Source organism: Flavihumibacter sp. ZG627, from assembly GCF_000814325.1.
Lineage (GTDB): Bacteria > Bacteroidota > Bacteroidia > Chitinophagales > Chitinophagaceae > Flavihumibacter.
In genome coordinates, this window is record NZ_JPHF01000001.1 from 170,771 (window position 1) to 193,926 (window position 23,156).

The 23,156-nt window shown below is 43.0% G+C and carries 27 protein-coding genes; 19 read left to right on the forward strand and 8 right to left on the reverse strand.

The genetic code is table 11. The features are described 5' to 3' along the window. Positions 1–53: 53 nt before the first annotated feature. Both HY58_RS00705 and HY58_RS00710 read right to left on the reverse strand, forming a co-directional pair. Complete coding sequence (locus HY58_RS00705) at positions 54–635, reverse strand: 1-acyl-sn-glycerol-3-phosphate acyltransferase (protein WP_052323718.1); 582 nt, start codon at positions 633–635, stop codon at positions 54–56. Then, positions 635–1,099, reverse strand: a complete 465-nt coding sequence (locus HY58_RS00710) for a DUF4920 domain-containing protein (protein WP_052323719.1) — start codon at positions 1,097–1,099, stop codon at positions 635–637. Before HY58_RS00710 ends, HY58_RS00705 begins: the two co-directional genes overlap by 1 nt. 211 nt (positions 1,100–1,310) lie before the next feature. On the opposite strand from HY58_RS00710, the gene recA reads away from it, so the two are divergent. Both recA and HY58_RS00720 read left to right on the forward strand, forming a co-directional pair. After that, a complete protein-coding gene (gene recA / locus HY58_RS00715) occupies positions 1,311–2,312 on the forward strand; it encodes a recombinase RecA (RefSeq protein WP_039127692.1) in 1,002 nt (333 codons plus the stop codon). Positions 2,313–2,417: 105 nt separating this feature from the next. Next, a complete protein-coding gene (locus HY58_RS00720; protein ID WP_052323720.1) occupies positions 2,418–3,227 on the forward strand; it encodes a phosphatase PAP2 family protein in 810 nt (269 codons plus the stop codon). Between the two features lie 16 nt (positions 3,228–3,243). On the opposite strand, the gene HY58_RS00725 is transcribed toward HY58_RS00720, so the two are convergent. The 4 genes from HY58_RS00725 to HY58_RS00740 are packed head-to-tail and all read right to left on the reverse strand — an operon-like array spanning position 3,244 to position 7,201. After that, positions 3,244–4,518 (reverse strand): hemolysin family protein, encoded by a 1,275-nt coding sequence (locus HY58_RS00725; protein ID WP_039126297.1) that lies wholly within the window; start codon positions 4,516–4,518, stop codon positions 3,244–3,246. A gap of 45 nt (positions 4,519–4,563) precedes the next feature. Beyond that, on the reverse strand, positions 4,564–5,139 hold the full coding sequence (gene gmk, locus HY58_RS00730; protein ID WP_039126300.1) for a guanylate kinase: 576 nt from the start codon (positions 5,137–5,139) through the stop codon (positions 4,564–4,566). Between the two features lie 2 nt (positions 5,140–5,141). Next, on the reverse strand, positions 5,142–6,446 hold the full coding sequence (gene murA / locus HY58_RS00735) for a UDP-N-acetylglucosamine 1-carboxyvinyltransferase (protein WP_039126303.1): 1,305 nt from the start codon (positions 6,444–6,446) through the stop codon (positions 5,142–5,144). Next, complete coding sequence (locus HY58_RS00740) at positions 6,443–7,201, reverse strand: DUF4290 domain-containing protein (protein ID WP_039126307.1); 759 nt, start codon at positions 7,199–7,201, stop codon at positions 6,443–6,445. Before HY58_RS00740 ends, murA begins: the two co-directional genes overlap by 4 nt. Positions 7,202–7,281: 80 nt before the next feature. Here HY58_RS00740 and HY58_RS00745 point away from each other — a divergent pair, with 80 nt between their 5' ends. From HY58_RS00745 to yidD, 17 genes are all read left to right on the forward strand, one after another. Continuing rightward, on the forward strand, positions 7,282–8,427 hold the full coding sequence (locus HY58_RS00745) for a glycosyltransferase (RefSeq protein WP_039126310.1): 1,146 nt from the start codon (positions 7,282–7,284) through the stop codon (positions 8,425–8,427). 35 nt (positions 8,428–8,462) lie between these two features. Further along, positions 8,463–8,810, forward strand: a complete 348-nt coding sequence (gene gldC / locus HY58_RS00750) for a gliding motility protein GldC (protein WP_039127698.1) — start codon at positions 8,463–8,465, stop codon at positions 8,808–8,810. Positions 8,811–8,865: 55 nt separating this feature from the next. Further along, positions 8,866–9,315, forward strand: coding sequence for a GatB/YqeY domain-containing protein (locus tag HY58_RS00755; RefSeq protein WP_039126313.1), 450 nt, complete (start codon positions 8,866–8,868; stop codon positions 9,313–9,315). A 9-nt stretch (positions 9,316–9,324) separates the two neighbouring features. Continuing rightward, positions 9,325–9,876 carry a CvpA family protein gene (locus HY58_RS00760; protein WP_039126316.1) on the forward strand — a complete coding sequence of 184 codons (552 nt, stop codon included), beginning with the start codon at positions 9,325–9,327 and terminating at the stop codon, positions 9,874–9,876. Between the two features lie 89 nt (positions 9,877–9,965). Next, a complete protein-coding gene (locus HY58_RS00765; RefSeq protein ID WP_039126319.1) occupies positions 9,966–10,745 on the forward strand; it encodes an alpha/beta fold hydrolase in 780 nt (259 codons plus the stop codon). A gap of 26 nt (positions 10,746–10,771) precedes the next feature. After that, positions 10,772–11,431, forward strand: coding sequence for a CBS domain-containing protein (locus tag HY58_RS00770; RefSeq protein ID WP_039126321.1), 660 nt, complete (start codon positions 10,772–10,774; stop codon positions 11,429–11,431). Positions 11,432–11,503: 72 nt separating this feature from the next. Further along, the gene (locus tag HY58_RS00775; protein WP_172644577.1) at positions 11,504–12,994 is read left to right on the forward strand and encodes a POTRA domain-containing protein; all 1,491 of its coding nucleotides are present in this window, start codon (positions 11,504–11,506) and stop codon (positions 12,992–12,994) included. Positions 12,995–13,053: 59 nt separating this feature from the next. After that, positions 13,054–13,935: an NAD kinase gene (locus HY58_RS00780; protein ID WP_039127701.1), complete on the forward strand. Its 882-nt coding sequence runs from the start codon at positions 13,054–13,056 to the stop codon at positions 13,933–13,935. 72 nt (positions 13,936–14,007) lie between these two features. Further along, positions 14,008–14,862, forward strand: a complete 855-nt coding sequence (locus HY58_RS00785; protein WP_039126327.1) for a DUF6089 family protein — start codon at positions 14,008–14,010, stop codon at positions 14,860–14,862. 66 nt (positions 14,863–14,928) lie between these two features. Continuing rightward, entirely contained in the window at positions 14,929–15,684 is a 756-nt protein-coding gene (locus HY58_RS00790) for an isoprenyl transferase (RefSeq protein WP_039126330.1), read from the forward strand. A gap of 53 nt (positions 15,685–15,737) precedes the next feature. Continuing rightward, on the forward strand, positions 15,738–18,464 hold the full coding sequence (locus HY58_RS00795; protein ID WP_039126333.1) for an outer membrane protein assembly factor: 2,727 nt from the start codon (positions 15,738–15,740) through the stop codon (positions 18,462–18,464). 30 nt (positions 18,465–18,494) lie between these two features. Further along, a complete protein-coding gene (locus tag HY58_RS00800) occupies positions 18,495–19,007 on the forward strand; it encodes an OmpH family outer membrane protein (protein WP_039127703.1) in 513 nt (170 codons plus the stop codon). Positions 19,008–19,075: 68 nt separating this feature from the next. Continuing rightward, the gene (locus HY58_RS00805) at positions 19,076–19,582 is read left to right on the forward strand and encodes an OmpH family outer membrane protein (protein WP_039126336.1); all 507 of its coding nucleotides are present in this window, start codon (positions 19,076–19,078) and stop codon (positions 19,580–19,582) included. 90 nt (positions 19,583–19,672) lie between these two features. Continuing rightward, the gene (gene murI, locus HY58_RS00810; RefSeq protein WP_082022011.1) at positions 19,673–20,623 is read left to right on the forward strand and encodes a glutamate racemase; all 951 of its coding nucleotides are present in this window, start codon (positions 19,673–19,675) and stop codon (positions 20,621–20,623) included. Positions 20,624–20,804: 181 nt separating this feature from the next. Next, entirely contained in the window at positions 20,805–20,960 is a 156-nt protein-coding gene (gene rpmH / locus HY58_RS19125; protein WP_072037555.1) for a 50S ribosomal protein L34, read from the forward strand. A 140-nt stretch (positions 20,961–21,100) separates the two neighbouring features. Then, positions 21,101–21,532: a ribonuclease P protein component gene (rnpA, locus tag HY58_RS00815; protein ID WP_052323721.1), complete on the forward strand. Its 432-nt coding sequence runs from the start codon at positions 21,101–21,103 to the stop codon at positions 21,530–21,532. A gap of 18 nt (positions 21,533–21,550) precedes the next feature. Further along, entirely contained in the window at positions 21,551–21,781 is a 231-nt protein-coding gene (gene yidD / locus HY58_RS19130; protein WP_072037556.1) for a membrane protein insertion efficiency factor YidD, read from the forward strand. A 12-nt stretch (positions 21,782–21,793) separates the two neighbouring features. Here the strand turns inward: yidD and HY58_RS00820 are convergent, their stop codons facing one another. Both HY58_RS00820 and HY58_RS00825 read right to left on the reverse strand, forming a co-directional pair. Further along, positions 21,794–22,390 carry a hypothetical protein gene (locus tag HY58_RS00820; protein ID WP_156123523.1) on the reverse strand — a complete coding sequence of 199 codons (597 nt, stop codon included), beginning with the start codon at positions 22,388–22,390 and terminating at the stop codon, positions 21,794–21,796. A gap of 68 nt (positions 22,391–22,458) precedes the next feature. Continuing rightward, complete coding sequence (locus HY58_RS00825; protein ID WP_039126341.1) at positions 22,459–23,064, reverse strand: superoxide dismutase; 606 nt, start codon at positions 23,062–23,064, stop codon at positions 22,459–22,461. Between the last annotated feature and the right edge of the window lie 92 nt (positions 23,065–23,156).

Here is a 23,156-nt window from a genome sequence, read left to right on the forward strand (position 1 = left end):
ACAGAACAAAATTAACGCATAGTTCTCAAGTTCTATGCCTGATTGTCACCTATTTATGAGTCAGATTTAATATCCGCAGACAATCCGCCCATCCCCAGCTCGGGATTCTTGCCTTTGATAGGTGCGAAGAAGCTTATTATTGATGGAAGATCATCTTCAGGCCGATCTCCGGGCATAAAGGGTGGTGAGAGTATCAGCTCTTTTTTAGAAAAATCCATGCCAGCCATTATTATTGGTACATCGGCAAGTTTGGCGATATGCCAGAACCCGGTTCGGAGGCGCTCCACTTTCTTTCTGGTACCTTCAGGTGATAACGCCAGTACAAAATCTTTCCTTTCCCGGAATAGCTCCACTACTTGTTCTACCATATTGTTTTTGCTGAAACGATCCACGGGAACACCACCTGTCATCCGGAAAAACCACCCGAATGGGCCTTCAAACAATTCTTTCTTTCCAAGATAATGGGCATGAGGGATAGGAACTATAGCTCTTGTTGCCATTCCGGCAACTACATCCCATCCACTGGTATGTGGTCCCACAATAATAATTGCCCGAGTTAAATGATGTGGCCAGCTGCCACGAACTTTCCATCCCCCCAGTTTCCAATAGGCGTTCCAGAATAGATTGCCTGGCATTAGAGGACCAGTACGCCCTTGGCTATAAATTGGGTCTCTTTTTTAGAGGCCTTTATTTTTTCGATCTCCTCTTTGGATTTTCCGGCATCCTTAGCATAATGCTTCTGCTGCTTTACTGAAACTTCCTTCACAACTGCCTCACCATCCAATACAACTTCCTTTCCTACAATATCAGTTGGCATAAAAAAACCATAATCCTTAAACTTCACCATCAGCTGCTCACCATTTTCACGCTCAATCTTCATCCAGCAGCCTTTTTCCTGGCATACTTCAGCAACTTTACCCGTAATTTTTCCTGTATAACTATCTCCGATCATTTTAGCCGAAAGTTCATTCACCGGGATGGCTCCTTCAGCTGTAGATCCAATACCATAGGTGACACCCTTGGCTGCCGGGGCAGGCGATTGGGCCATAGCGCCGGTTGATAATGCTATGGCAAGCAAAGCGGTGGCTAAAGTTCTCATGTGTCTAATTTTTTCAAAGATACAATTCATACCTAAGGGTCATACCCCTGAATTTGGGGCTAATGTGAAAAAAAACATAAAACGTCAAGGGTGTTTAAACGATAAAATATTTAGTGAAAAAATGCTAAATAAATTAGTGACGCAATTATTTTCTTTCTATCTTTGAATGCCAATAAATTTGGCCCCATAACTACTAAAAACCATGAGCAATATGTCAAATGCAGAAAAACTGAAGGCGCTTAAACTGACGATGGATAAAATCGATAAGGATTTTGGAAAGGGATCAGTAATGATGATGAATGAGAGAAGTACCGAACCCCATGAAGTGGTATCCACGGGGTCACTTGGTCTTGATGTAGCTTTAGGCATAGGTGGTTTCCCCCGTGGACGTATTGTTGAAGTATACGGTCCGGAATCATCTGGTAAAACAACTATCGCGATCCATGCTATTGCCGAAGCCCAGAAGAAAGGCGGGATGTGCGCTATTATTGATGCAGAACATGCGTTTGACAGTGCATATGCACAGAAGCTGGGTGTGGATGTAGATAATCTGCTGATCTCACAACCCGATTATGGTGAACAGGCGCTTGAAATTGCAGACAGGCTGATTCTTTCCGGAGCACTCGACGTTGTAGTAATTGACTCCGTGGCCGCTCTGGTTCCAAAAGGTGAACTGGAGGGAGAAATGGGGGATAGTAAAATGGGTCTGCAGGCTCGTCTCATGAGCCAGGCACTCCGTAAACTTACCGCCACCATCAATAAGACCAATACCATTTGTATTTTTATAAACCAGCTTAGGGAAAAGATCGGCGTTATGTTCGGCAACCCCGAAACAACTACAGGGGGTAATGCCCTTAAGTTTTATGCCTCTGTTCGCCTCGATATCCGCCGGATGAGTCAAATTAAGGACGGTGATGAAGCTGTAGGTAACCGTGTAAAGGTGAAGGTGGTTAAGAATAAAGTTGCTCCTCCTTTCCGTGCCGCTGAATTTGATATCATTTTTGGTGAAGGCATTTCTAAAGTTGGTGAAATAATAGATATGGGCGTTGATCTGGGCATTGTACAAAAGAGTGGATCATGGTTCAGCTATAATTCTGACAAACTGGGGCAGGGCCGGGAAGCTGTAAAGCAACTCCTGCGCGATAATCCTGAATTACAGGCTGAAATCGAAAAGAAGATTCGTGAAAAAATTGCCGAAATGCAAGCGGGCTAAAATATACAGAGGTTGAATAATCTTATAAAAATTGCCGGCTGGTATTCTTTACTGACCGGCAATCGGCTTCTGGATAAGCGTTGATTATTTTGTTATCTTTCTTTAATGTTTGGCAAGTTGCGCCCTTTTGTTGCGCTGTTTTTTTTATGGTTGATTTCCGCCCCCCTACAAGCCCAGACCGATGCCATCGCGTTTGCAGATACGGCTATGCTTGCCCCTTCACTCTATCGAATCAATAAAACATACCTGATTTCCTATTTTACTGATCTACCTAAGGTAGCCGTTTCGCCAGTTTATTTTACTGCTAAAAACTGGCGTAACACTGCATTGGTGGTGGCTGGAGCTGGCGGATTGCTTTTATCCGATAAAAAAATTTATAAATTAATGAATGCCAACCGAACTGAATTCTCAAATAATGTTGCAGGTGTTGTAGAACCATTCGGTAACAAATATCCCCCTTTCATTATTGGATCGATGTATCTAGCAGGTGTACTCACCAAGAATCGTAAAATGGAGCATGCATCCCTTATGACCGCAAAATCGCTTGTCTTTTCTACCATATTCTATACCGCCACAAAGCAGGTTGTGAGGCGACGCCGGCCGCGGTTCACTGAGGATCCCTTCGATGCAAATTCACCTTTCGAGGGGGGGCGTGAGTATACGTCTTTCCCCTCTGGTCACAGCAATACAGTATTTACTGTGGCTACTGCATTGGCAATGGAATTCAGGGAAACTAAATGGGTGCCACCATTGGTGTATACAATAGCAACATTAACAGCGGTATCGCGATTATATGATAACAGGCATTGGTCAAGTGATGTATACGTAGGCGCCGCCATTGGCCATTTCGTTACTAAGGCACTGTATAAAGTGGAAGAAAAAAAAGCAAGGCCAAGGGTGTATAAACTTGATTAGCTTGCGTGCCTGTTTTTTATTTGAGCACTTTCAATTTCACCATTTCTATCCTGGTATCGCTAACTACCAGAATTTCAAATTCATAGTCATCTACTATGATTCGCTCTTTCACTTTAGGAATGGTTTCATGATGGGTGATGATATATCCGGATAGAGTCTCAGAGTCATCCTGATCAAATAAAAGATCGTATTTCTCGTGCAGGTAATCAAGTTCCAGTCTTCCGCTGAAAATGAATTCTTTATCTGATAATTTTTTCTCTTCAAATTCTTCTGTATCATGCTCGTCATGGATCTCACCAAAGATCTCCTCAAGCAGGTCTTCCATAGTGATGATTCCGGAAGTGCCTCCAAATTCATCTACAACCCAGGCCATACTTTTTCTTTCGCGGGTAAATTTATTTATCAGGTCAGTAGCATTCATACTTTCAGGAACTGCGGGTATGGGTAGGAGAATGGATTGCACATCATCCGGACTTTTAAACATATCTAACTGGTGCAGGTAACCGATAATGTGATCTATATTCCCTTCATAGACTGCCAGTTTGCTTAATTTGGTTTCGATAAATTTTTGACGCACTTTATCTATTGATGTATTCACTTCAACGCCTTCGATCTCTTTTCTTGGAATAAGACATTGCCGTACTTTAACTGTTGGCAAAGAAAGAGCGTTTTCAAAAAGATCAGTATTTCTTTCCTGCTCTCCTTCTTTCTCGATATTATTCTGCTGGTAAAATCCTTCCAGGTCAGCCCGTACAAAGGCTTCTTTTCGCTCATTCAACCTGATATTAAAAAGATATTTAAGGATCCATTCGGCTATGATCACAAACATTTCGGAAATGGGTTGCAGCACCTGGTAGAAAAGATTCATAAAGGTGGCAACAGCACTGCTTAGTATCCATTCATTGCGGGCTCTCCAGATAGCACGCGGTAAAAATTCTCCCAAAATCAGGAATATGGCTGTTGCAGTAAGTGTTTCAAAGAAAAGGTGGATGATATTGGCATATGCCACCGGAATTTTCTGCTCCAGGATCATCCAGAGGGGTTGTAGAAATTCACCGATCATTAAACCATATATAACCAGGAAAAGGTTGAACCCTATAAGCACCACCCCAATTAAACTTGATGGTCTTTCCATCCACTGCCCGATCAGTATGCCTCCTGTACGTCCCTGCTTTTTGCGAAGTTCAACCGAAAGCCTGTTTATGCTTCCAAAAGCGGCCTCAATACCGGCAAAAAATCCCACCAGTAAGAGGAAGAAAATAATGAGTCCAAGAGAATTCAGGTTGATCATACTTGTTACGAATATAAGAATAGTTTCTTTCCACCCCTTGGGGCCTTATCCCCTTGCCAGGAATTTGAGGATAAGTTGTTCAGCCTCTGCACATGCTTTCTCGAGATTATCATTTACAATGATATGATCGAAATGATGTTTGAAAGAAATTTCGTAGGCAGCTTTATTTATTCTTGCCTGCAGGCTTTCATCCGTTTCAGTACCTCTGCCAAACAAGCGCTTACGCAATTCGTCTACAGATGGAGGTTCGATAAATAAGGAGAGTGTTTGATCAGGATATTGTTGTTGAACATGAATGGCACCCTTCACGTCAATATCCAGCATAGGTGTCTGGCCCTTTTCCCAGATGCGATTAAGTTCTTTTTTGAGCGTACCATAATATTTGCCTTCATAAACCATTTCCCATTCAACAAAATCATTCTGTTGTATATGGTTACGGAATTTCTCTACGCTCATGAAATAATAATCTTTACCATTTTCTTCTTTTCCCCTTGGCGATCGGGTAGCAGCAGAAATGGAAAAGGCCAATTTCGGATATTTTTGTAGGAGGTAACGGGTAATCGATGTCTTTCCTGCCCCGGAAGGAGCAGTGATGATAATGATCTTTTCGGATTGCTGCATCCTTAAACGCGTTTTATTTCGGCACCAAGCGCGGTAAGCCTTTGGTCAATATATTGGTATCCCCGATCGATTTGTTCAATATTCTGGATTATACTTTTGCCTTCTGCACTCAATGCGGCAATTAATAGAGCCACCCCAGCCCTGATGTCTGGACTGCTCATGGTTATTCCTCGCAGTTGTTGTTCACGTGCCAGGCCAATTACTGCAGCACGATGCGGATCGCAGAGTATGATCTGAGCCCCCATATCAATTAGTTTATCAACAAAGAAGAGGCGGCTTTCAAACATTTTCTGATGGATAAGTACCGATCCTTTGGCCTGTGTTGCAACCACTAAAACGATACTTATAAGGTCAGGAGTAAAGCCCGGCCAGGGGTGGTCGTAAACTGTAAGCACTGACCCATCGAGGAAGGTCTGGATTTCATAAAGGTCTTGTGCGGGTATCAGAATATCATCTCCCTCAAAAGACATTGCTATCCCAAGTTGCCTGAATTTTTCTGGGATAACACCCAGATGTTCTATGCCGGCGCCCTTGATGCGGATATCACTTTTGGTCATAGCTGCCAGGCCTATAAAAGAGCCTACCTCAATCATATCCGGCAACATTCGGTGTTCAGTTCCGCCTAATTCATCAACACCTTCAATAACAAGCAGGTTACTGCCTATGCCGGAGATTTTAGCGCCCATTCTATTGAGCATCCTGCAAAGCTGTTGAAGATAAGGTTCGCAGGCAGCATTATAAATTGTTGTCTCACCCTTAGCCATAACCGCTGCCATAACTATATTGGCAGTGCCGGTAACTGAAGGTTCATCCAGCATCATATAACATCCTTGTAAATTGGAAGCATCAAGATGAAAAAAACCATCTTCGGGATGATAGATGAATCGGGCGCCTAATTTCTCAAAACCAACAATATGTGTATCCAGCCTCCGGCGGCCGATCTTATCGCCACCTGGTTTTGGAATAAATGCTTTTTTGAAACGCGCCAGCATTGGTCCGGCGAACATAACGGAGCCGCGTAAACGCCCGCTTTTGCTGCGGAAAGCCTCACTGTGCAGGTAGTCGATATTTACATTGTTGGCCCTAAATGTAGCAGTATGCCTTTCTGGTCGGTCAACCGTAACACCCATATCCTGCAGTAACTCTATTAACAGGTTAACATCAAGAATATCGGGGATATTACGGATGGTAACCGCTTCTGGGGTAAGCAATACAGCACTTATGATTTGCAGTGCTTCGTTCTTTGCTCCCTGCGGAATGATGGTGCCACTTAGCTTTTTACCACCAGTTACTTCGAAACTATTCATTTGAATCTCTTCTTGAACTTATTACCACCGGGCCTTCCGCCATTGCCGCGGTTATCACCACCACCACCGCGATTATCCCGTCCACCACCGCCATCGCGGTTATCGCCGCCACGTTGGTCTCCACGGGGTTGCCCACCACCACGGGGCTGGAATTTTTGCTGGGGTCGTTTACCACCGCCGCCGCCACCCCGGAAGTCGCGTTGTACTTCATTTGGACGGAAAGCTTTTACATGTGGTGTATTGGTGAATTCAAGTTGTCCGCCGGTAATTGAACTTAGTTCGCTCTGAATTGCATCATCATGAACAATTTCCTTATGCCAGTTGCTGTAGGCAAGTTTCATATAATATGCAATTGCATTGGCAAACCCCTGCCTTTTCTCCGGGCTCTCTTCTTTAAGGGCTTTATGGATCACCACTTCAATATTCTTACCTATATGTGAATAGCGTGGGTAGCCTTTTGGATATTTCAAAGGCTTTGGCTTGGCCTTGAGGGTTTCTCTGGTTGGAATGGGATAGGGAGATTCCACTTCCAGTTTGAAATCAGCGATAAGAAAAAGATGATCCCAGAGTTTATGCCTGAAATCCTCCACGTTCTTTAAATGAGGGTTCAGGAAACCCATCAGTTCTATACAAGCCATCGCATTCTTTTGGCGCTTTTCAGGATCTTCGATGGTTTGGAGATACTCCACCATCTTCTGGATATGCCTGCCGTACTCGCGCATCACGAGGAAATTTCTCGTAGTATTATATTCCATTCAAACTATTTGCTTATTGCAAATGTAAGCGTTGCCATTCAGGAAAAAGCACCAATTTGCAGTGGCCCAAAAATAATAAAGTGCAAAGTATTGTCTACCATATTGACCCCTTGCTGGAGGAACCGGCTTCAATCCAGGCTTCCACCTGGCTGGAGGCTATCCCGGAATTGACGGGACTTTTACCCGGCTTCAGGCATATTGCACTTACCCAGCAGGCGGGATTGGCCCTGGAGCCTGAGAACCCGCTGGAACTGGTAAGTCTGGTTCCTGCGAAGCCCTCCCTTCTGGGATCTGCCCAATCGAGGCAGCAACTACTCAGAGCCTGGTTGTCAAAACATCGCCCAGGTCTTTTCATCAGTTTTGATCCGGAATCGTTACCACCCCCCGGCACAGGCAATACATTATTGATCAGCTCAGCTTTAACACTGCTTTCCCGGGGTTCAAAAGGATCAGTTTTTTCCGGTTTATTTCAGAAGGTAGATTCTGTTCCCGGCTTTTCGGCAGCAAATGTGATTGTAGTTCCATCAAATGCAGATAAGAATGCTATCTCAGAACGGTATCCCTCTCTGACCAATAAAATTGAAGTTATCTATCCTGCCTTTCAGGAACCTATTGAACCCCTAGGCTGGTCGCAGCAGGAACAGGTTAAACTTCGTTATTCTGGTGGACGAGATTATTTTTTATTTGCAGGGGAACTGTCTGAAGAACATGAGCTTATTGAACTTTTACGAGCCTACTCCTTGCTAAAGAAATGGCTAATGACGGGTATGCCCCTGGTTCTGGCGGGTGCAGCCACAAAATATACTCCAACACTAGAGAAACTTCTTCTAACCTATAAATACCGCACAGATGTTTCTGTTTATCCTGATCTCGAGAGTTCAGAATTGCAGGAACTTGTGTCGGCTGCATATGCATTATTATGGCCTCTGGAGCCGAATGGAAGGGAGTTGGCTAAGGGAAATGGTTATCCAATAGAATGGGCCTTTAACGCTGGAGTGCCCGTTTTAGGGTCCGATATTCCTGCAATGAATGAACTTGTTTCCGGGGCTGCATTGCTCTCATCACCTGGCGACCTTCAACAACAAGCTCATTCATTAATGATGATCTATAAGGATGAACAACTTCGCAACAGCCTAATAGCTAAGGGAAGGGAACGGATCATTCAACTAAACCGGCATAATACATTCATGGCCTATGCCAGCGTGGTACGGAATTTTTGTGGCTGAATATGGCTAATTTCGCCAATTTAACAACACCCTTTATGCAAGAATCAACCATTAAAATAGACGTGACACTTGATGCAGATAAAGTTCCTTCCAGTATCAGCTGGAATGCCAGTGGAAGTACCGTAGAAGAGGCACAGAAAGCAAAAGCCATGATGCTTGCCTTCTGGGATGGAGCTGAAAAGACCGCAATGCGTATCGATCTCTGGACCAAAGAAATGATGGTTGATGAGATGGCTGATTTTTTTTACCAGACCCTCATTACCATGGCCGATACCTACCAGCGTGCTACCCAAAATGAAGAAATGGTAAAAGAGCTGAAAGACTTTGCTAAGGATTTCTACCAGAAATTCCGCGACCAGCAAATGAAGGAAAATGCAGTCTAGGAAGGTAAGATGTAAGAGGTAAAATGTAAGATTTAAGAAATAAGAATTAACCCATATGTCGTTAGAAGAAAAAATTATGGCAGAAATGAAGGATGCCATGAAATCAAAGAATGAGGCAGCCTTACGCGGATTAAGAGCCATAAAGGCGGAAATCATCAAAGCTAAAACTGAACCCGGTGCGGGCGGACAGGTTACTGCCGAAGGTGAAGCCAAACTTCTTCAGAAAATGGTGAAACAGCGAAGAGATTCTCTTGAGATATTTCAGCAACAAAATCGTTCCGACCTTGCCCAGAAAGAAGAAGAGGAGATTGCTATTATTGAGAGATTTCTCCCTAAGCAACTGGACGAAGCTGAACTCAAGACCGTACTGCAGGCAATCATTGCTGAAACCGGAGCCAGCTCCATTGCGGACCTGGGGAAAGTGATGGGCGTGGCCTCAAAAAAACTGGCAGGACTCGCAGATGGTAAAGCCATCAATAATATGGTTCGAAGCCTTCTGGCTTAACTAAAGCTTATGATAATTGATATCATTACGCTTATAATCCTTTTACTGGCCGTATTTAAAGGGATCTCGAGAGGACTGCTTGTGGCGGTGTTTTCATTGGCTGCATTTATGGTGGGATTGGCAGCTGCGCTTAAACTTTCCGCTATAACAGCCGAATGGTTGGGCGACTCCCTAAATGTGTCGGCAAAATGGTTGCCGGTATTAGCATTTTTTGCAGTATTTGTTATTGTTGTGCTGTTGGTTAATGCAATTGGCAGACTTCTGGAAAAATCGGTTGAATGGGCATTTCTGGGTTGGTTGAATAAGGCAGGAGGGATAATCTTTTTTGCAATTATTTACCTGCTTATATGGAGCATCGTCTTATTCTATCTCGATAAAACGGACATCCTGAGCGATGAGGCAATGGAGAAATCAAATACCTATCCCATAATTGCCCCATGGGGCTCAACTGCAATGGAATGGATTGGTGAGGCAATCCCCTTTTTCAAAGATGTTTTTACTGATCTCACCTTATTTTTTGAGAAACTTTCAACAGAAATTAAACCTCAGCAAACAATATAGGATGGTAGGTTTGCGCATAAGCAGCAATTTGTTTTTGCCGCAAATGGCCTATTTTAGCAATTCATTGGAAGTCTTATTTTTAGATACAGATGGAATACGAGATCAAACAGCTGGATAAGTTCAGGTATATTGAGGAAGGAAATGGTGAACCCCTTGTGTTATTACATGGGCTTTTCGGGGCACTGAGCAATTTCAAGGACCTGATAGAATACTTCCGCAATCATTACAAGGTTGTGGTGCCGATCCTTCCATTGTTTGAACTTGACATATTACATACATCAGTAGGGGGTCTCGAAAAATTTGTTCACAAATACCTCGAAGCACGTGATCTTAAGAATGTACATTTACTCGGAAACTCCCTCGGTGGCCATGTTGCCCTGGTTCATGTGCTTAAACACCCAGAGCGAATAAAGAGCCTGATCCTAACCGGTAGTTCCGGCCTTTTCGAGAATGGGATGGGAGATACCTATCCAAAAAGAGGGGATTACGAATATATCCGCAAAAAAACTGAACTCACTTTTTACGATCCCGCCATGGCCACAAAGGAGCTGGTGGATGAAGTTTATGATATCGTCAATAGCCGGATGAAGGTAATTAAAATAATTGCCCTGGCTAAAAGCGCTATCCGAAACAATCTCGGTGAAGAATTGAATCAAATTAAACAGCCAACCCTATTGGTATGGGGAAATAATGATACCATTACTCCACCCTTCGTTGGGCGTGAATTCAACCGGTTGATCCCGAACAGTGAATTGCACTTCATTGACAAGTGTGGTCATGCGCCAATGATGGAAGTTCCGGGCGAATTCAATGAAATTCTTCATAAATTTCTTAAGAAACTTAGCCAGCCCGCAGCGGTTGCCAGCTAATTGTCGTCTATACATAAATTCCAGGAGTGATAAATAAGGACCTGATATCATCGTCCCTGCCGGTGCTTTCCCCAAAAGACCCCGTGTATCGTGCCATCCAGCTGATGGACGACTGCAATGTAGTACACCTACCTGTTGTGGAACAGGAGAAATACATGGGTCTGGTTTCAGAAACTGACCTGCTTAATTCAGATGACAATCTTTTGCTCGAAACCCTTTCAGGTAATATTTCCAAGCTAAAGGTGAATCCAGGGGGCCATTTTACTGAGGCCGTGCAAATGGCCAACGAGTATGGGCTTGGCATTGTGCCGGTTGTTGAACCTGACCTTCAGTGGGTAGGTGGAATCATTGCTACCGATCTGCTAAAATTCACCGGCCATATGATTGGTGCGGACGAGCCCGGGGGCATAATTGTACTTGAAATGGAAAAGAGAAATTTTGCCTTTTCCGAAATTTACAAGCTGGTCGAAACCAATGACGCACAGATCACACAGCTCAATACCTATTTTGATAACAACCTTGGTGTTCTATATGTTACGTTGAAAATCAATAAGTTCGAGCTTTCAGATATCGTTTCAACCTTCCAGCGTTATGAATACCAGGTTCGCTATTATTTTGGCGAGGAGCAGTACGAGAATGAACTTCGTAATAATTATGACCATCTCATGAATTATCTCAACCTTTAAAATATTCCCGGGTATTGTGGTATTCTAATTGCTAATCCTGTATTTTCATAACCCCGTGTATAGTGTATGAGTATGGTGTGGAAATATAGAACCCTATTGGTTGCAGCCATTTGTTGTACGAGTTGTTTCGTTCGATCGCAGTCGATCATTCCATCTGTTGCTGAATCAGGAATAGCTGGAAGTGAAGAAGGTGTTCCTATTAATATTGACAATCTTCCCGATTCTCTTAAAGGCCGCAAACCCTTTGTAGTAAGCCTTATTTCCATCAGTGGCAATAAAAAAACCAAGGATTATGTGATAAAACGAGAACTGCCTTTTCAGGAAGGTGATTCCGTTGTGCTAAATGAACTGGTAGATAAATTCCGGCTTGGAAAGCAGCAATTAATCAATACCCGGCTTTTTAATGAAGTAGTTATATCCCTTAAAAGATTCCGGGGATATATGGTTGAAGTGCAGGTAGATGTAAAAGAAAGGTGGTATATTTTCCCCATTCCTTATTTCAAGCCGGTTGATCGAAACTTGCAAACCTGGGCGCAAAAAGGGTATAGTCTGGACCGAATCAATTATGGTGCAAAGTTTACTTATTATAATACCACAGGGCGAAATGACAAGCTAAAGCTCTGGTTAATAACAGGTTATGCAAAGCAATTGCAACTTTCTTACGACCAGCCCTATGCAGATAAATCGCTTAAGAAAGGTTATGCGGTAAATTTCATTTACTCCGGATTAAAGGAAATCAATGTCAATACGATCAATAACCAGCAATTTTTTCTCAAATCTGATTCACTTCCCAAATCAGGAACCTTTCTTGAAACCATGTACGGAGGTTCTGTTCAGTTTAATTACCGGCCAGGTTTACAGACCCGTCATAGCGTTAGGGCCGGATATTGGGTGAATGAGGTGGATAATGCAGTTCTGGAAATTAATCCTAAGTACCTGAGCCTTAGCGGCAAGAAAAAAATAGCGGTTCCCGAACTTACCTACTCGATCTCCCATGTAAATGTTGATTATGCCCCCTATCCCCTGAAAGGAGTATTAGCTTATGCTGCAATTACACGGCGTGGTTTCGGCAACGATCCCGGAATGTGGAACCTTGATCTTAAAGGAACCAGGGCATGGGATCTGAAAAAGAAATTTTCCTATTCACTGCAATTTGCCGGAATGCTGACACTTCCATTTAAGCAACCATACCGTAATCACCGCTTATTTGGATACGGTGATTTCTATTTGCGCGGGCTTGAAAAATATGTTATCGATGGCGTTGCAGGCGCTATGGCCAGAAACACACTTCGTCGTGAAATATTCAATTTTAATGTACGTCTTCCAGTTAAGAAAGGAAGTCATGATCATATCCCTTTTCGCCTGTATGCCAAAAGCTATACAGATATGGGATTCTCTATCAATAAAACATTTGATAATAACTCCTATGCCAACAGAATGCTGTATACAGCAGGAGCCGGACTCGATATAGTTACCTTATATGATATTGTAGTACGCCTTGAATACAGCGCCAACCATTTTGGGCAGCGAGGTTTCTTTTTTCATTTCAAAAACGATTTTTGATCCCACCGCCGGGGAGCTTAGTTATAAAGCATTATCTTTCAGCGGTTAAATTCCTCAATATGCGCGTGGCGATCTACAGCCGGCTTTTAGATCAGAGTGATCACCGTGAAATCCAGGACCTTTTCACAGAACTGGAGAATTATAATATCCAACCAGTTATATACCAGCCTTTTTTTGAACAGATCATTGGCTCCGTAAAATTTCATGATCATAATTTCACCACATTTACGGCATCTGGCGACCTTGATGAGACCATAGATTTTATAATAAGTCTGGGAGGGGATGGAACGCTTCTGGATACAGTAACCCTGGTACGCGATAAGAATATTCCCATTTTAGGTATCAATTTCGGACGATTGGGATTTCTGGCTTCCATCGGTAAGGAAGACCTCAAAGCCGCCATCGCTTCCATGGCCGACAGAAGTTTCGTAATCGACAAGCGATCACTGATTCACCTGGATGCTGACCGCCAGTTATTTGGGGAAACTCCTTATGCCCTGAATGAATTTGCTATTCATAAACAGGACATCTCTCCAATGATCAAGATCCATACTTATCTAAATGGCGAATTCCTGAATACCTATTGGGCGGATGGATTGATAGTAAGTACTCCAACTGGATCAACCGGATATTCACTTAGTTGCGGAGGACCTATAGTATTTCCTGAATCAGGAAGCTTTGTAATAACACCGGTAGCACCGCATAATCTGAATGTGAGGCCCATTATTGTACCCGACGATAACATTATTTCTTTTGAAGTAGAAGGAAGGTCAGAACATTTTATTTGCGCGCTAGACAGTAGGAGAGAAATTGTGACCCGTAATATCCAGCTGGCTGTAAAAAGGGAGAAATTTGATGTAAGTATTGTGAGACTAAATGAGAATAATTTCCTGGGAACACTCCGCAACAAATTGTCCTGGGGGTTGGATACACGCAATTAGCATTTCATTTATACCAAATATGGCAGGGTTTTCGTTCGATTCCAGACCTTATTTATTTCTATATTGCATTTTATGAAGAAATTATTGCTCGCAGTAATGGTGGTTATGGGTCTCCAGACAGGCGTAAACGCACAGATGGAAGCAATTACGCATTCCGGTGAAATAGGGGTGGCCTTAGGTGCTGCACACTATTTTGGTGATCTGAATACCAGGGCAAGGGTGAATCGCCCCAAACTGGCTGTGGGAGCATTTTTCCGCAAACAATTTGGAAACTATATTGCTGTAAGGGTGGGTGCTCAATTTGCACAGGTGGGCTATGCCGATAAATATTACGATGATAATGATTTCCAGCGCCAACGCAACCTCAGCTTTAATACCAGTATTTGGGAGCTGGCATTGCAGGGTGATTTCAATTTCTTCCGTTTTATGCCCGGTACGGATGAATACCGTTTTACTCCATATGTAACATTAGGTGCCAGTATTTTCAGTTATGACCCCTATGCCTACCTGAATGGGGAAAAGCATTTTTTGCGACCCCTTGGTACAGAAGGGCAGGGATCTGAATTTTATCCCGAAAGGAAGCCTTATAGTTCTATGGCTTACGCAATCCCCTTTGGTGTAGGTGTGAAATATGCACTTAATGAGAAAATGAACCTTGGATTTGAGGTTCTCCATCGCTTCACCAATACTGATTACCTGGATGATGTAAGTACTACTTACGTTGGCATTGATAAATTTCCTCCTTTACCAGGCGGTCAGCCATCAATAGCCGGTCAGCTACAGGACCGCAGCTATGAAATAGGTGAACCGATCGGAATTGAAGGCCGGCAACGGGGATATGCTAAACAAAAGGACCAGTTTGTTACCGCACAATTTACACTCAGCTTCAATCTTACATCCTATAAATGTCCCACCGCTAAGCTTTAGGTCTACCGAAACCCTTTAGCCCTTGTTGCCCTTTTTTCGTACATTCGCCCCCTGAAATTTGATAATATGAGTTCGCTCGAAGCGAAAATTGACAGGCAAAAACTTCCCAGCCACATAGCCATCATAATGGATGGGAATGGCAGATGGGCACAGGAAAGGGGTCAGGACAGGCTCTTTGGTCATTTTCATGGCGTGGAAAGCGTGCGTAATGTAGTGGAGGGTGCAGCTGAACTCGGCATTGGTTTCCTTACGCTCTACGCTTTCAGCACTGAGAATTGGGATCGGCCAGCATATGAAGTGAATGGTCTGATGGAATTATTAGTAGATACTATTCGGAAAGAAGTGGATACGCTTAATAAGAATAAGATCCGGCTTCATGTGATAGGAGATATAACAATGTTACCTGAAAATGCTCGTATAGAATTGCAGGAGGCACTAGATATTACGCGCAATAATGATGGAATGAATCTCGTGATGGCATTGAGTTACAGCAGTCGGTGGGAGATTCTGGAAGCGGTAAAAAAGATAGCATCTGCAGCCAGAAATGGAGCATTGCTTCCCGAAGCGATCAGCCAGGAAACCATCGGCCAATATTTATGCACCAGCGGATTCCCCGATCCCGAACTAATGATCCGAACAGGTGGAGAATACCGGGTTAGTAACTTTCTATTATACCAGCTAGCCTATGCTGAACTCTATTTCACGGATGTTAAATGGCCCGATTTCAGGAAAGAAAATCTTTATGAGGCGATCATTGAGTTCCAGCAACGTGAAAGGCGTTTTGGAAAAACCAGCGCACAGGTGCAGGATGCTCCCCTTTAACAAAGCTTTTTTAAACAATCACCTTAATTTGCCTACTTTATAAAACCAACTGGATGCACAGAAGATTAGCCGTTGTGGCCTTACTGCTTATGTTGATCGGATTTAGCGCGCAGGCCCAACAACCTGATACCACAGGTCCAAAAGGGATCGACCCTGACCTGGAGGCATTGGTAAATGCAAAAACTCCCAAAGAATATACTATAGCAGGCATTGAGGTTACAGGTACCAAATACCGCGATCAGGCATTGCTTTTATCTATCTCCGGTTTATCAGTTGGTGATAAAGTGGTTATTCCTGGAAGCGATAATATCAGCAAAGCAATCAATAACCTGTGGAAGCAAAACCTGTTCTCCGATGTTCAGATTTTTTATACCAGGCTTGAAGGCAGTAATCTATTTATCGAGATCAATGTTGCAGAACGACCAAGTTTATCAGGCTTTGTTTTCAGAGGGGTAAAAAAATCCGAAGCTGAAGATTTGGAAGGTAAAACCGGACTTGTTAAAGGTCGCGTGATTACAGAGAATATGAAGCGTACTGCTATTGAAAACATCGAGAAATACTATATCGAGAAAGGATTCAGGGGTGCAAGGGTTAGCATCACAGAAAGAGCAGATACTGCATTTGTAAATACACAACAGCTTACTTTCAATATTGTCAAAGGAAATAAAGTAAGGATAAACAATGTAAGTTTCTACGGCAATGAAATGGTAAATGAACTGAAGCTGAAGAAAAAAATGAAGGGTACCAAAGAGATGACAAGGATCAGCCTCTACCCCGAAAAAGATTCAAGCAGTTTCGGTGTTAAAAAACCGATGGAGTTTGGTGAGTACATGAGAGACTGGGGCTTCCTTTCTCTTAGCAAAACAAGAGATTATTTAGATCCTTATTTCCGTTTCAAACTTTTCAGCTCCGCTAAATTCAACCAGAAGAAATTTGATGAGGACAAAGAAAAAGTATTGGAGTATTATAACTCCATGGGATACCGCGATGCCAACATCGTTGAAGACTCGCAATACTATTCTAATAACGGCAACCTTAATATTGACCTCAAAGTTGAAGAAGGTCGACGCTATTATTTCGGTAATATAGCTTGGAAGGGGAATACAAAATATGGAGATTCTATACTTAATGTAATCCTTGGAATTAAGAAAGGGGATATCTATAATGTGGAAACACTTAATAAAAAGTTAGGTGTTCAGATGAGTGCTGAAGGTGGAGATATCAAAGGACTCTATATGGATGATGGTTATTTGTTTGCAGACGTTACCGCTGTGGAAACCGCTGTATACAATGACACAATAGATTTCGAGATCCGTATGCGTGAGGGGCCGCAAGCCACAATTAAGAATGTGAATATTTCCGGGAATGACAAAACAAAGGAATATGTAATCCGCCGTGAGATACGTACAGTCCCTGGCGATAAATTCAGTCGCGCCGCTTTAATACGTTCACAGCGGGAGATCGCTAACCTCGGTTATTTCAATCAGGAAAAAATTGACATCAACCCTGTTCCCAATCCTGATGATGGAACAGTTGATATCAATTATAAGCTCGAAGAAAAATCAAATGACCAGTTGGAACTTTCTGCAGGATGGGGTGGTGGTATAGGCTTGACAGGAACACTTGGTGTTACCTTCAACAACTTTTCGATCCGCAACATTTTCAATAAAGAAACATGGGATCCTCTGCCTACCGGAGATGGACAAAAACTTAGCCTCCGTTTGCAGAGTAATGGCCGACAATTCCGGTCTTATAATTTCTCCTTCACTGAACCCTGGCTTGGTGGAAAGCGACGCAACTCTTTTACAGTAAGTTTCAACAGCACACGTTTTGCCAATTCATATAACTATCTAACAGGCAGGTATGACCGCAAAGCTGCAGATACATCTTTCCTTCGTGCCATCAGTATGTCAGTAGCGCTGGGTAAGCAGCTCAGATGGCCTGATGATTATTTCACGCTGGTTTATGCTCTTAATTTTACACAGTATAAACTCAGTAATTATCCAAACCTGTTCCCAGGACTTGATAATACAACAGCGCATAATTTAAGTCTTAAGCTTTCACTTAGCAGGTCATCAATTGATCAGCCAATATTTCCGAGAAGTGGGTCAAGTTTCCTTGCCAGCGTACAGGCAACACCGCCATATTCTCTCTTCAACCCCGACCGTGTAAAGGCCGGCAACCCATATGAGCTACCGGAGTTTCATAAGTGGAGGTTTACAGGTGAATGGTATGTTCCTATTGGAAAAGCAATGGGGGCCGATAAAAGCCGGCAGTTTGTGTTGAAAGCTGCTGCCAAGTATGGTTTTATGGGGCGTTATAACAAAAAGCTTGAATATTCGCCATTTGAAAGATTCCAGGTTGGTGATGCCGGTTTGCAGAATAACTTCGGGATACTCGGATATGATATCATAGCACACCGTGGTTATCCGGTTTATGATAATTCAGATCCAACTGTGAACCCTGATAAATCACAGGCAGCACAGTTCTTCACGATCTTTAATAAGTATACTCTGGAATTACGATATCCATTTTCAACTAATCCTAACAGTACCATTTTTGGACTTGCGTTCTTTGAAGCCGCCAATGGATGGTATGATTATAAAGATTACAATCCTTTCAGATTGCGCCGCAGTGCGGGTTTGGGTATGCGTTTCTTTTTACCGATGTTCGGATTACTAGGTTTCGATTATGGGGTTGGATTTGACAGAATGGGGCCAAATACCAAATTGCGTGATGCGGCAAGGTTTACCTTTATGTTAGGATTTGAACCAGAATAAGGACTATAATTTTACCAATAAATGATCAGTATGAAAAAGTATATATTAGCGATTCTCGTATGTGTTGCGGCTTCCATGTCGCTCCAGGCACAGCGTTATGCCATCGTGGATACCAAATTCATTCTTGACAAAATGCCTGAGTATAAACAGGCGCAGGAATCACTTGATCAGTTCAGTCAGCAGTGGCAAAAAGAGATCGATAATAAGCAGGCAGCACTAGATAAAATGTATAAAGACTTCGAGGCTGAACAAGTCATGCTTAGTACGGAACTTCGCAAAAAAAGGGAAGATGAGATCTTTGTACGGGAAAAAGAAGTCAGAGAACTCCAGCGTAAAAGGTTTGGCTTCGAGGGTGATCTTTTCAAACTCCGCCAGGAACTCGTGAAACCTGTTCAGGACAAGGTTTACACCGCTATTCAGAAAATTGCAGTGGCCCGCATGTATGACTTTATTTTGGATAAAAGTGAAGGAATTACTGTTATATTTGCCGATCCCAAACTCGACAAGAGTGAAGATGTACTCAAGGAGCTTGGTGTTAAATAATGTCTAATTCAATTTGTTAAGACAACTAAAACCACAACTAAAACAACTTTTAAGTAACAAAAAATCGCATGAAAAAAGTTTTATCAATTCTAATGGTGGCTGTGACGCTGGTTCTGATTAGCAGCAGTGTACAAGCGCAAAGTAAGATCGGCTACATCAGTTTCAATGAAGTAGTTGCTGCTATGCCTGAAGCAAAGAAAGCAGATTCTGCCCTTGTTCAATTCCGTGACGCAATGATCCAGAGCGCACAGGATAAAGAGAATGCACTCAATGAAGGCATCCAGAAGTTTAATGCCGATTCTTCCAAGATGACAAGCGCAGTTAAAGAAGTAAAGCGCCAGGATCTCCAGAAGAAACTTCAGGAACTGCAGGGTGAAGAGCAGCGTATCCAGCAGGAACTTCAAAAAAAGCAGGAAGAGCTGAGCGCACCGATTCAGAAAAAAGCCATGGATGCAGTAAATGCTGTAGCAAAAGAGAATGGCTACACTTATGTACTTCCTAAAGAATATCTGATTGTTTCTCCTCCGGGCGATGATCTGTTGCCAATGGTAAAAAAGAAACTGGGTCTTAAATAAAGATACTTTTCACAGGCTCTGTATGAACGCCGGGATAGCATCCTGGCGTTTGTTATTTTATTAACTGTTATCGGGTTATTTTTGAAAGGTATGATAACAGATAACAAGGATGCTATTAGGAATGATAGCATTGCAGAAAATATTCCCATCGTACCTGCCAGTAGAGAACCCGGAGAATTGCCTCTGGGCGACCCTCTGGCTTCCCTGCTTGGCGAACTCGCCGATGCCCCGATAGGAATTTTTGATTCTGGTTATGGAGGGCTCACCGTAATGAAGGAGATCGTAAAAGCCCTGCCACAATATGACTATGTTTATTTGGGCGATAATGCCAGGGCTCCATACGGTACAAGGAGTTTTGATACCGTGTATCGCTATACCCTCCAAGCAGTAAAATGGTTTTTTAGCCAGGGCTGTCAGCTTGTGGTACTCGCCTGTAACACCGCTTCTGCAAAAGCACTGCGGTCTATTCAGCAAAATGACCTGCCTCAATTGGCCCCTGATAGAAGGATACTGGGCGTAATTCGCCCTACTACAGAGGTTATTGGTAATTATTCCACCAGCTTCGAAGTGGGTATACTGGCAACTCCAGGTACTGTGTCTTCCGGATCATATCCCATCGAGATTGCTAAATTCTTCCCCGGACTTAAAGTACATCAACATGCCTGTGCGATGTGGGTTCCTTTAGTTGAAAACAATGAGTATGATAAGGCGGGTGCAGATTATTTTGTAGAACAGGATATAAAAATACTTCTTGACAAGGGTGAAAACATTGATACAATACTACTCGCATGTACTCATTATCCCCTGCTTGAAAAGAAGATCAGGCAATTTCTGCCAGAGGGAATCCGGTTATTACAACAAGGTGAAATTGTTGCTGTTAGCCTGGCTGACTACCTCAAACGCCATCCTGAGCTGGTAGTGCGAATCTCAACGGGTGGTAGCAGGAGGTTCTGCACAACAGATGATGTGGTGGATTTTGAACGGCATGCTGGTATATTTTATGGGCAGGGGGTAATGGCCGCCAAGGTAGAATTAGGTTAGCCTTGCTGTTTTCAAAACTAACTGGAATTTTCTCTTCAGGAAGTAGATCAAAATGATAAATTTCCTTACCTTTGCCGTCCCTTTCACGACACAAGCGGGTATGGTGGCCCGATGTGATTGGAATTCAATCGTCTGGCTCTCCACAGGCGACTATTTTTTGGGCTAGTAAAAAACTTGTAAAATGAAAAGAACATTTCAACCACACCGTCGTCGTCGTAAGTCCGTTCACGGATTCCGCAAGCGCATGCAAACCGCCAATGGCCGTAAAGTGCTGGCTAGCCGTCGTGCGAAAGGTCGTAAGAAACTCAGCGTTTCTTCTGAAAGCAAATTAAAGTAATCTGATCCCGCCTTTGTGCGAGGTTTCGATGATATTTATAGCTCCACCGCTTTATGCCGGTCGGGAGCTATTTTTGTATAAAATAGGTGTCTGACAGATGTTCGGGTGATGTTCGAACATGTGTCAGATACCGGAGAATCATGATCAACTCATTAAGGAAATCTGAAAGGCTAAAGCATCGCAAAAAGATCGATGAACTGTTCAAGAACGGTAAAAGCTTTACTATTCATCCATTGAGGATCTACTATAAAGTAGAGATGTTAGGTCCGGTGTTAACCACACAGCCAGGCAATGCAAATGTTCTCGAACAAAAATCTGGTATTCTCACAGGAGTAGGGGTAAGCAAACGTCATTTCAGGAAAGCGGTTGACCGCATCCGTATCAAAAGACTTTTACGCGAATCGTATCGCACACAAAAACATGGGCTTACCGGGCTGGTAGATTCATTGCAGATAAGGGTGGACCTGTTTTTGATATATACTGGTAGGGAATTGCCTGGTTTGGATATATGTGAAAAAGCAACCGGTCAATCATTGGAAAAACTGCAACGATTGCTTTCTGAAAAACCCTAAACACCAATCAGTTAATGTATGGAAAAATTGAAGAAAATTTTGAGTTTTCCCTTTATTGGATTGATCCGGTTCTACCAGTGGGGTATTTCGCCAGTACTGGGACCAAAATGCAGGTTTACGCCAACATGTTCACAATATAGCCTCGATGCATTTACAAAATATGGGGTTTTCAAAGGCTTCTGGCTTACTATAAAACGTATAGGTCGGTGCCACCCATGGGGAGGATCGGGCTATGATCCCGTACCCTGACTTACCCAAATATTATTCACCTTCAGCTTTAAGCATCTTCTCCAGCCTGCCCAAAGTTTCCCGCGCATCCTTATTGGTAATAAATTTATAGACCTCTGGCACCTTGCCATTTTTATCTGGTGTCAATGAAGCAGGCATTCCTTTGAATGGTCCAACCAGAATTGCATTATCAGCCGGAGTGATTTTTTTCATTTCTCCCGGAGCCAGGAAATGATTTCTTTTTTCCACAGCAACATTAGAACCCATCATAAGTTGTTGAAGACTATCCATCCGCTCCATTAACTGTTCCTGGGTGATTCGACCCTCACGGGATGTTGCTTCCCCAAATGGTTGAAATCCTCCGATAAGGGTATCTTTTTTCAGATTCAATAAAAAAGTGCCGGTTTCTGTAATAGGAAAATCCTTATTGCCATCCGGACCTGAAAGGGTCAGTTTATCACCTTTGATATTAATGGTTTCTTCGTTGTGCTGGGTCCCTGGCTCAATAGTTACGCCATCACCCGATACTACAAGTTTACCACTTGCCATCACTACAACCTTTTTTTGAGGAGGGGTAGAACAGGCAGCAAACAGAATAATGGCCGAGAGGCCAGTTAAAATCTTTTTCATGATATATTTTAAAAAAAGATCCCGCCCCATTGGCGGGATCGGGTATAAAGATACAGTTAGAACTTTTATCAGGATGCAGCGCTGAAACGTTCCTCAACTTTTGTCCAGTTAATAACATTCCAGAATGCTGTGAGATAATCAGCTCTTCTGTTCTGGTATTTAAGATAATAAGCATGTTCCCAAACATCAACACCAAGTATTGGTGTTCCCTTAACCTCAGCAACATCCATCAATGGATTGTCCTGGTTTGGAGTGGAACTGATTTCCAGGGCGCCATTCTTAACTATCAGCCACGCCCAGCCGCTTCCAAAACGCGTCATGCCAGCATTGGCAAATTTTTCCTTAAAACCATCAAAAGATCCGAAAGCAGCCGTAATGGCATCATTCAATGTACCCGATGGCTGTCCACCTGCATTTGGGGCAAGGCTATCCCAAAAAAAACTATGATTCCAGTGGCCACCACCGTTATTCCGAACGGCTGCTGAATGAGCTCCGGCATTGGCAATAAGTTCTTCGATGGTCTTGTTTTCATTTTCTGTGCCTGTAATGGCCTTATTCAGATTGTCTACATATGCCTGGTGGTGCTTGCCATGATGTATCTGCATGGTCTGTGTGTCAATATGCGGTTCCAATGCTTCATGCGAGTAAGGGAGCGCAGGGAGTGTAAATGCCATAAGATCAGTATTTAAAGATTAAAAAAATATGAAGTTCAATGGGAGGAGTTGCAAATTTAAAACCATTAGCTGAATAGGCAAAACTTCAAGCT

Excerpts from the sequence above, each read along its gene's own strand:
- rnpA (WP_052323721.1), top strand. The coding sequence starts at position 21,101 with ATGATCAACTCATTAAGGAAATCTGAAAGGCTAAAGCATCGCAAAAAG.
- HY58_RS00705 (WP_052323718.1), bottom strand. The coding sequence starts at position 635 with ATGCCAGGCAATCTATTCTGGAACGCCTATTGGAAACTGGGGGGATGG.
- HY58_RS00755 (WP_039126313.1), top strand. The coding sequence starts at position 8,866 with ATGTCGTTAGAAGAAAAAATTATGGCAGAAATGAAGGATGCCATGAAA.
- HY58_RS00710 (WP_052323719.1), bottom strand. The coding sequence starts at position 1,099 with ATGAGAACTTTAGCCACCGCTTTGCTTGCCATAGCATTATCAACCGGC.
- rpmH (WP_072037555.1), top strand. The coding sequence starts at position 20,805 with ATGAAAAGAACATTTCAACCACACCGTCGTCGTCGTAAGTCCGTTCAC.
- HY58_RS00800 (WP_039127703.1), top strand. The coding sequence starts at position 18,495 with ATGAAAAAGTATATATTAGCGATTCTCGTATGTGTTGCGGCTTCCATG.
- HY58_RS00805 (WP_039126336.1), top strand. The coding sequence starts at position 19,076 with ATGAAAAAAGTTTTATCAATTCTAATGGTGGCTGTGACGCTGGTTCTG.
- gmk (WP_039126300.1), bottom strand. The coding sequence starts at position 5,139 with ATGCAGCAATCCGAAAAGATCATTATCATCACTGCTCCTTCCGGGGCA.
- HY58_RS00720 (WP_052323720.1), top strand. The coding sequence starts at position 2,418 with ATGTTTGGCAAGTTGCGCCCTTTTGTTGCGCTGTTTTTTTTATGGTTG.
- yidD (WP_072037556.1), top strand. The coding sequence starts at position 21,551 with ATGGAAAAATTGAAGAAAATTTTGAGTTTTCCCTTTATTGGATTGATC.
- gldC (WP_039127698.1), top strand. The coding sequence starts at position 8,463 with ATGCAAGAATCAACCATTAAAATAGACGTGACACTTGATGCAGATAAA.
- HY58_RS00740 (WP_039126307.1), bottom strand. The coding sequence starts at position 7,201 with ATGGAATATAATACTACGAGAAATTTCCTCGTGATGCGCGAGTACGGC.
- HY58_RS00775 (WP_172644577.1), top strand. The coding sequence starts at position 11,504 with ATGGTGTGGAAATATAGAACCCTATTGGTTGCAGCCATTTGTTGTACG.
- recA (WP_039127692.1), top strand. The coding sequence starts at position 1,311 with ATGTCAAATGCAGAAAAACTGAAGGCGCTTAAACTGACGATGGATAAA.
- HY58_RS00760 (WP_039126316.1), top strand. The coding sequence starts at position 9,325 with ATGATAATTGATATCATTACGCTTATAATCCTTTTACTGGCCGTATTT.
- HY58_RS00820 (WP_156123523.1), bottom strand. The coding sequence starts at position 22,390 with ATGAAAAAGATTTTAACTGGCCTCTCGGCCATTATTCTGTTTGCTGCC.
- HY58_RS00725 (WP_039126297.1), bottom strand. The coding sequence starts at position 4,518 with ATGATCAACCTGAATTCTCTTGGACTCATTATTTTCTTCCTCTTACTG.
- HY58_RS00765 (WP_039126319.1), top strand. The coding sequence starts at position 9,966 with ATGGAATACGAGATCAAACAGCTGGATAAGTTCAGGTATATTGAGGAA.
- HY58_RS00790 (WP_039126330.1), top strand. The coding sequence starts at position 14,929 with ATGAGTTCGCTCGAAGCGAAAATTGACAGGCAAAAACTTCCCAGCCAC.
- HY58_RS00785 (WP_039126327.1), top strand. The coding sequence starts at position 14,008 with ATGAAGAAATTATTGCTCGCAGTAATGGTGGTTATGGGTCTCCAGACA.
- HY58_RS00795 (WP_039126333.1), top strand. The coding sequence starts at position 15,738 with ATGCACAGAAGATTAGCCGTTGTGGCCTTACTGCTTATGTTGATCGGA.
- murI (WP_082022011.1), top strand. The coding sequence starts at position 19,673 with ATGATAACAGATAACAAGGATGCTATTAGGAATGATAGCATTGCAGAA.
- murA (WP_039126303.1), bottom strand. The coding sequence starts at position 6,446 with ATGAATAGTTTCGAAGTAACTGGTGGTAAAAAGCTAAGTGGCACCATC.
- HY58_RS00780 (WP_039127701.1), top strand. The coding sequence starts at position 13,054 with ATGCGCGTGGCGATCTACAGCCGGCTTTTAGATCAGAGTGATCACCGT.
- HY58_RS00825 (WP_039126341.1), bottom strand. The coding sequence starts at position 23,064 with ATGGCATTTACACTCCCTGCGCTCCCTTACTCGCATGAAGCATTGGAA.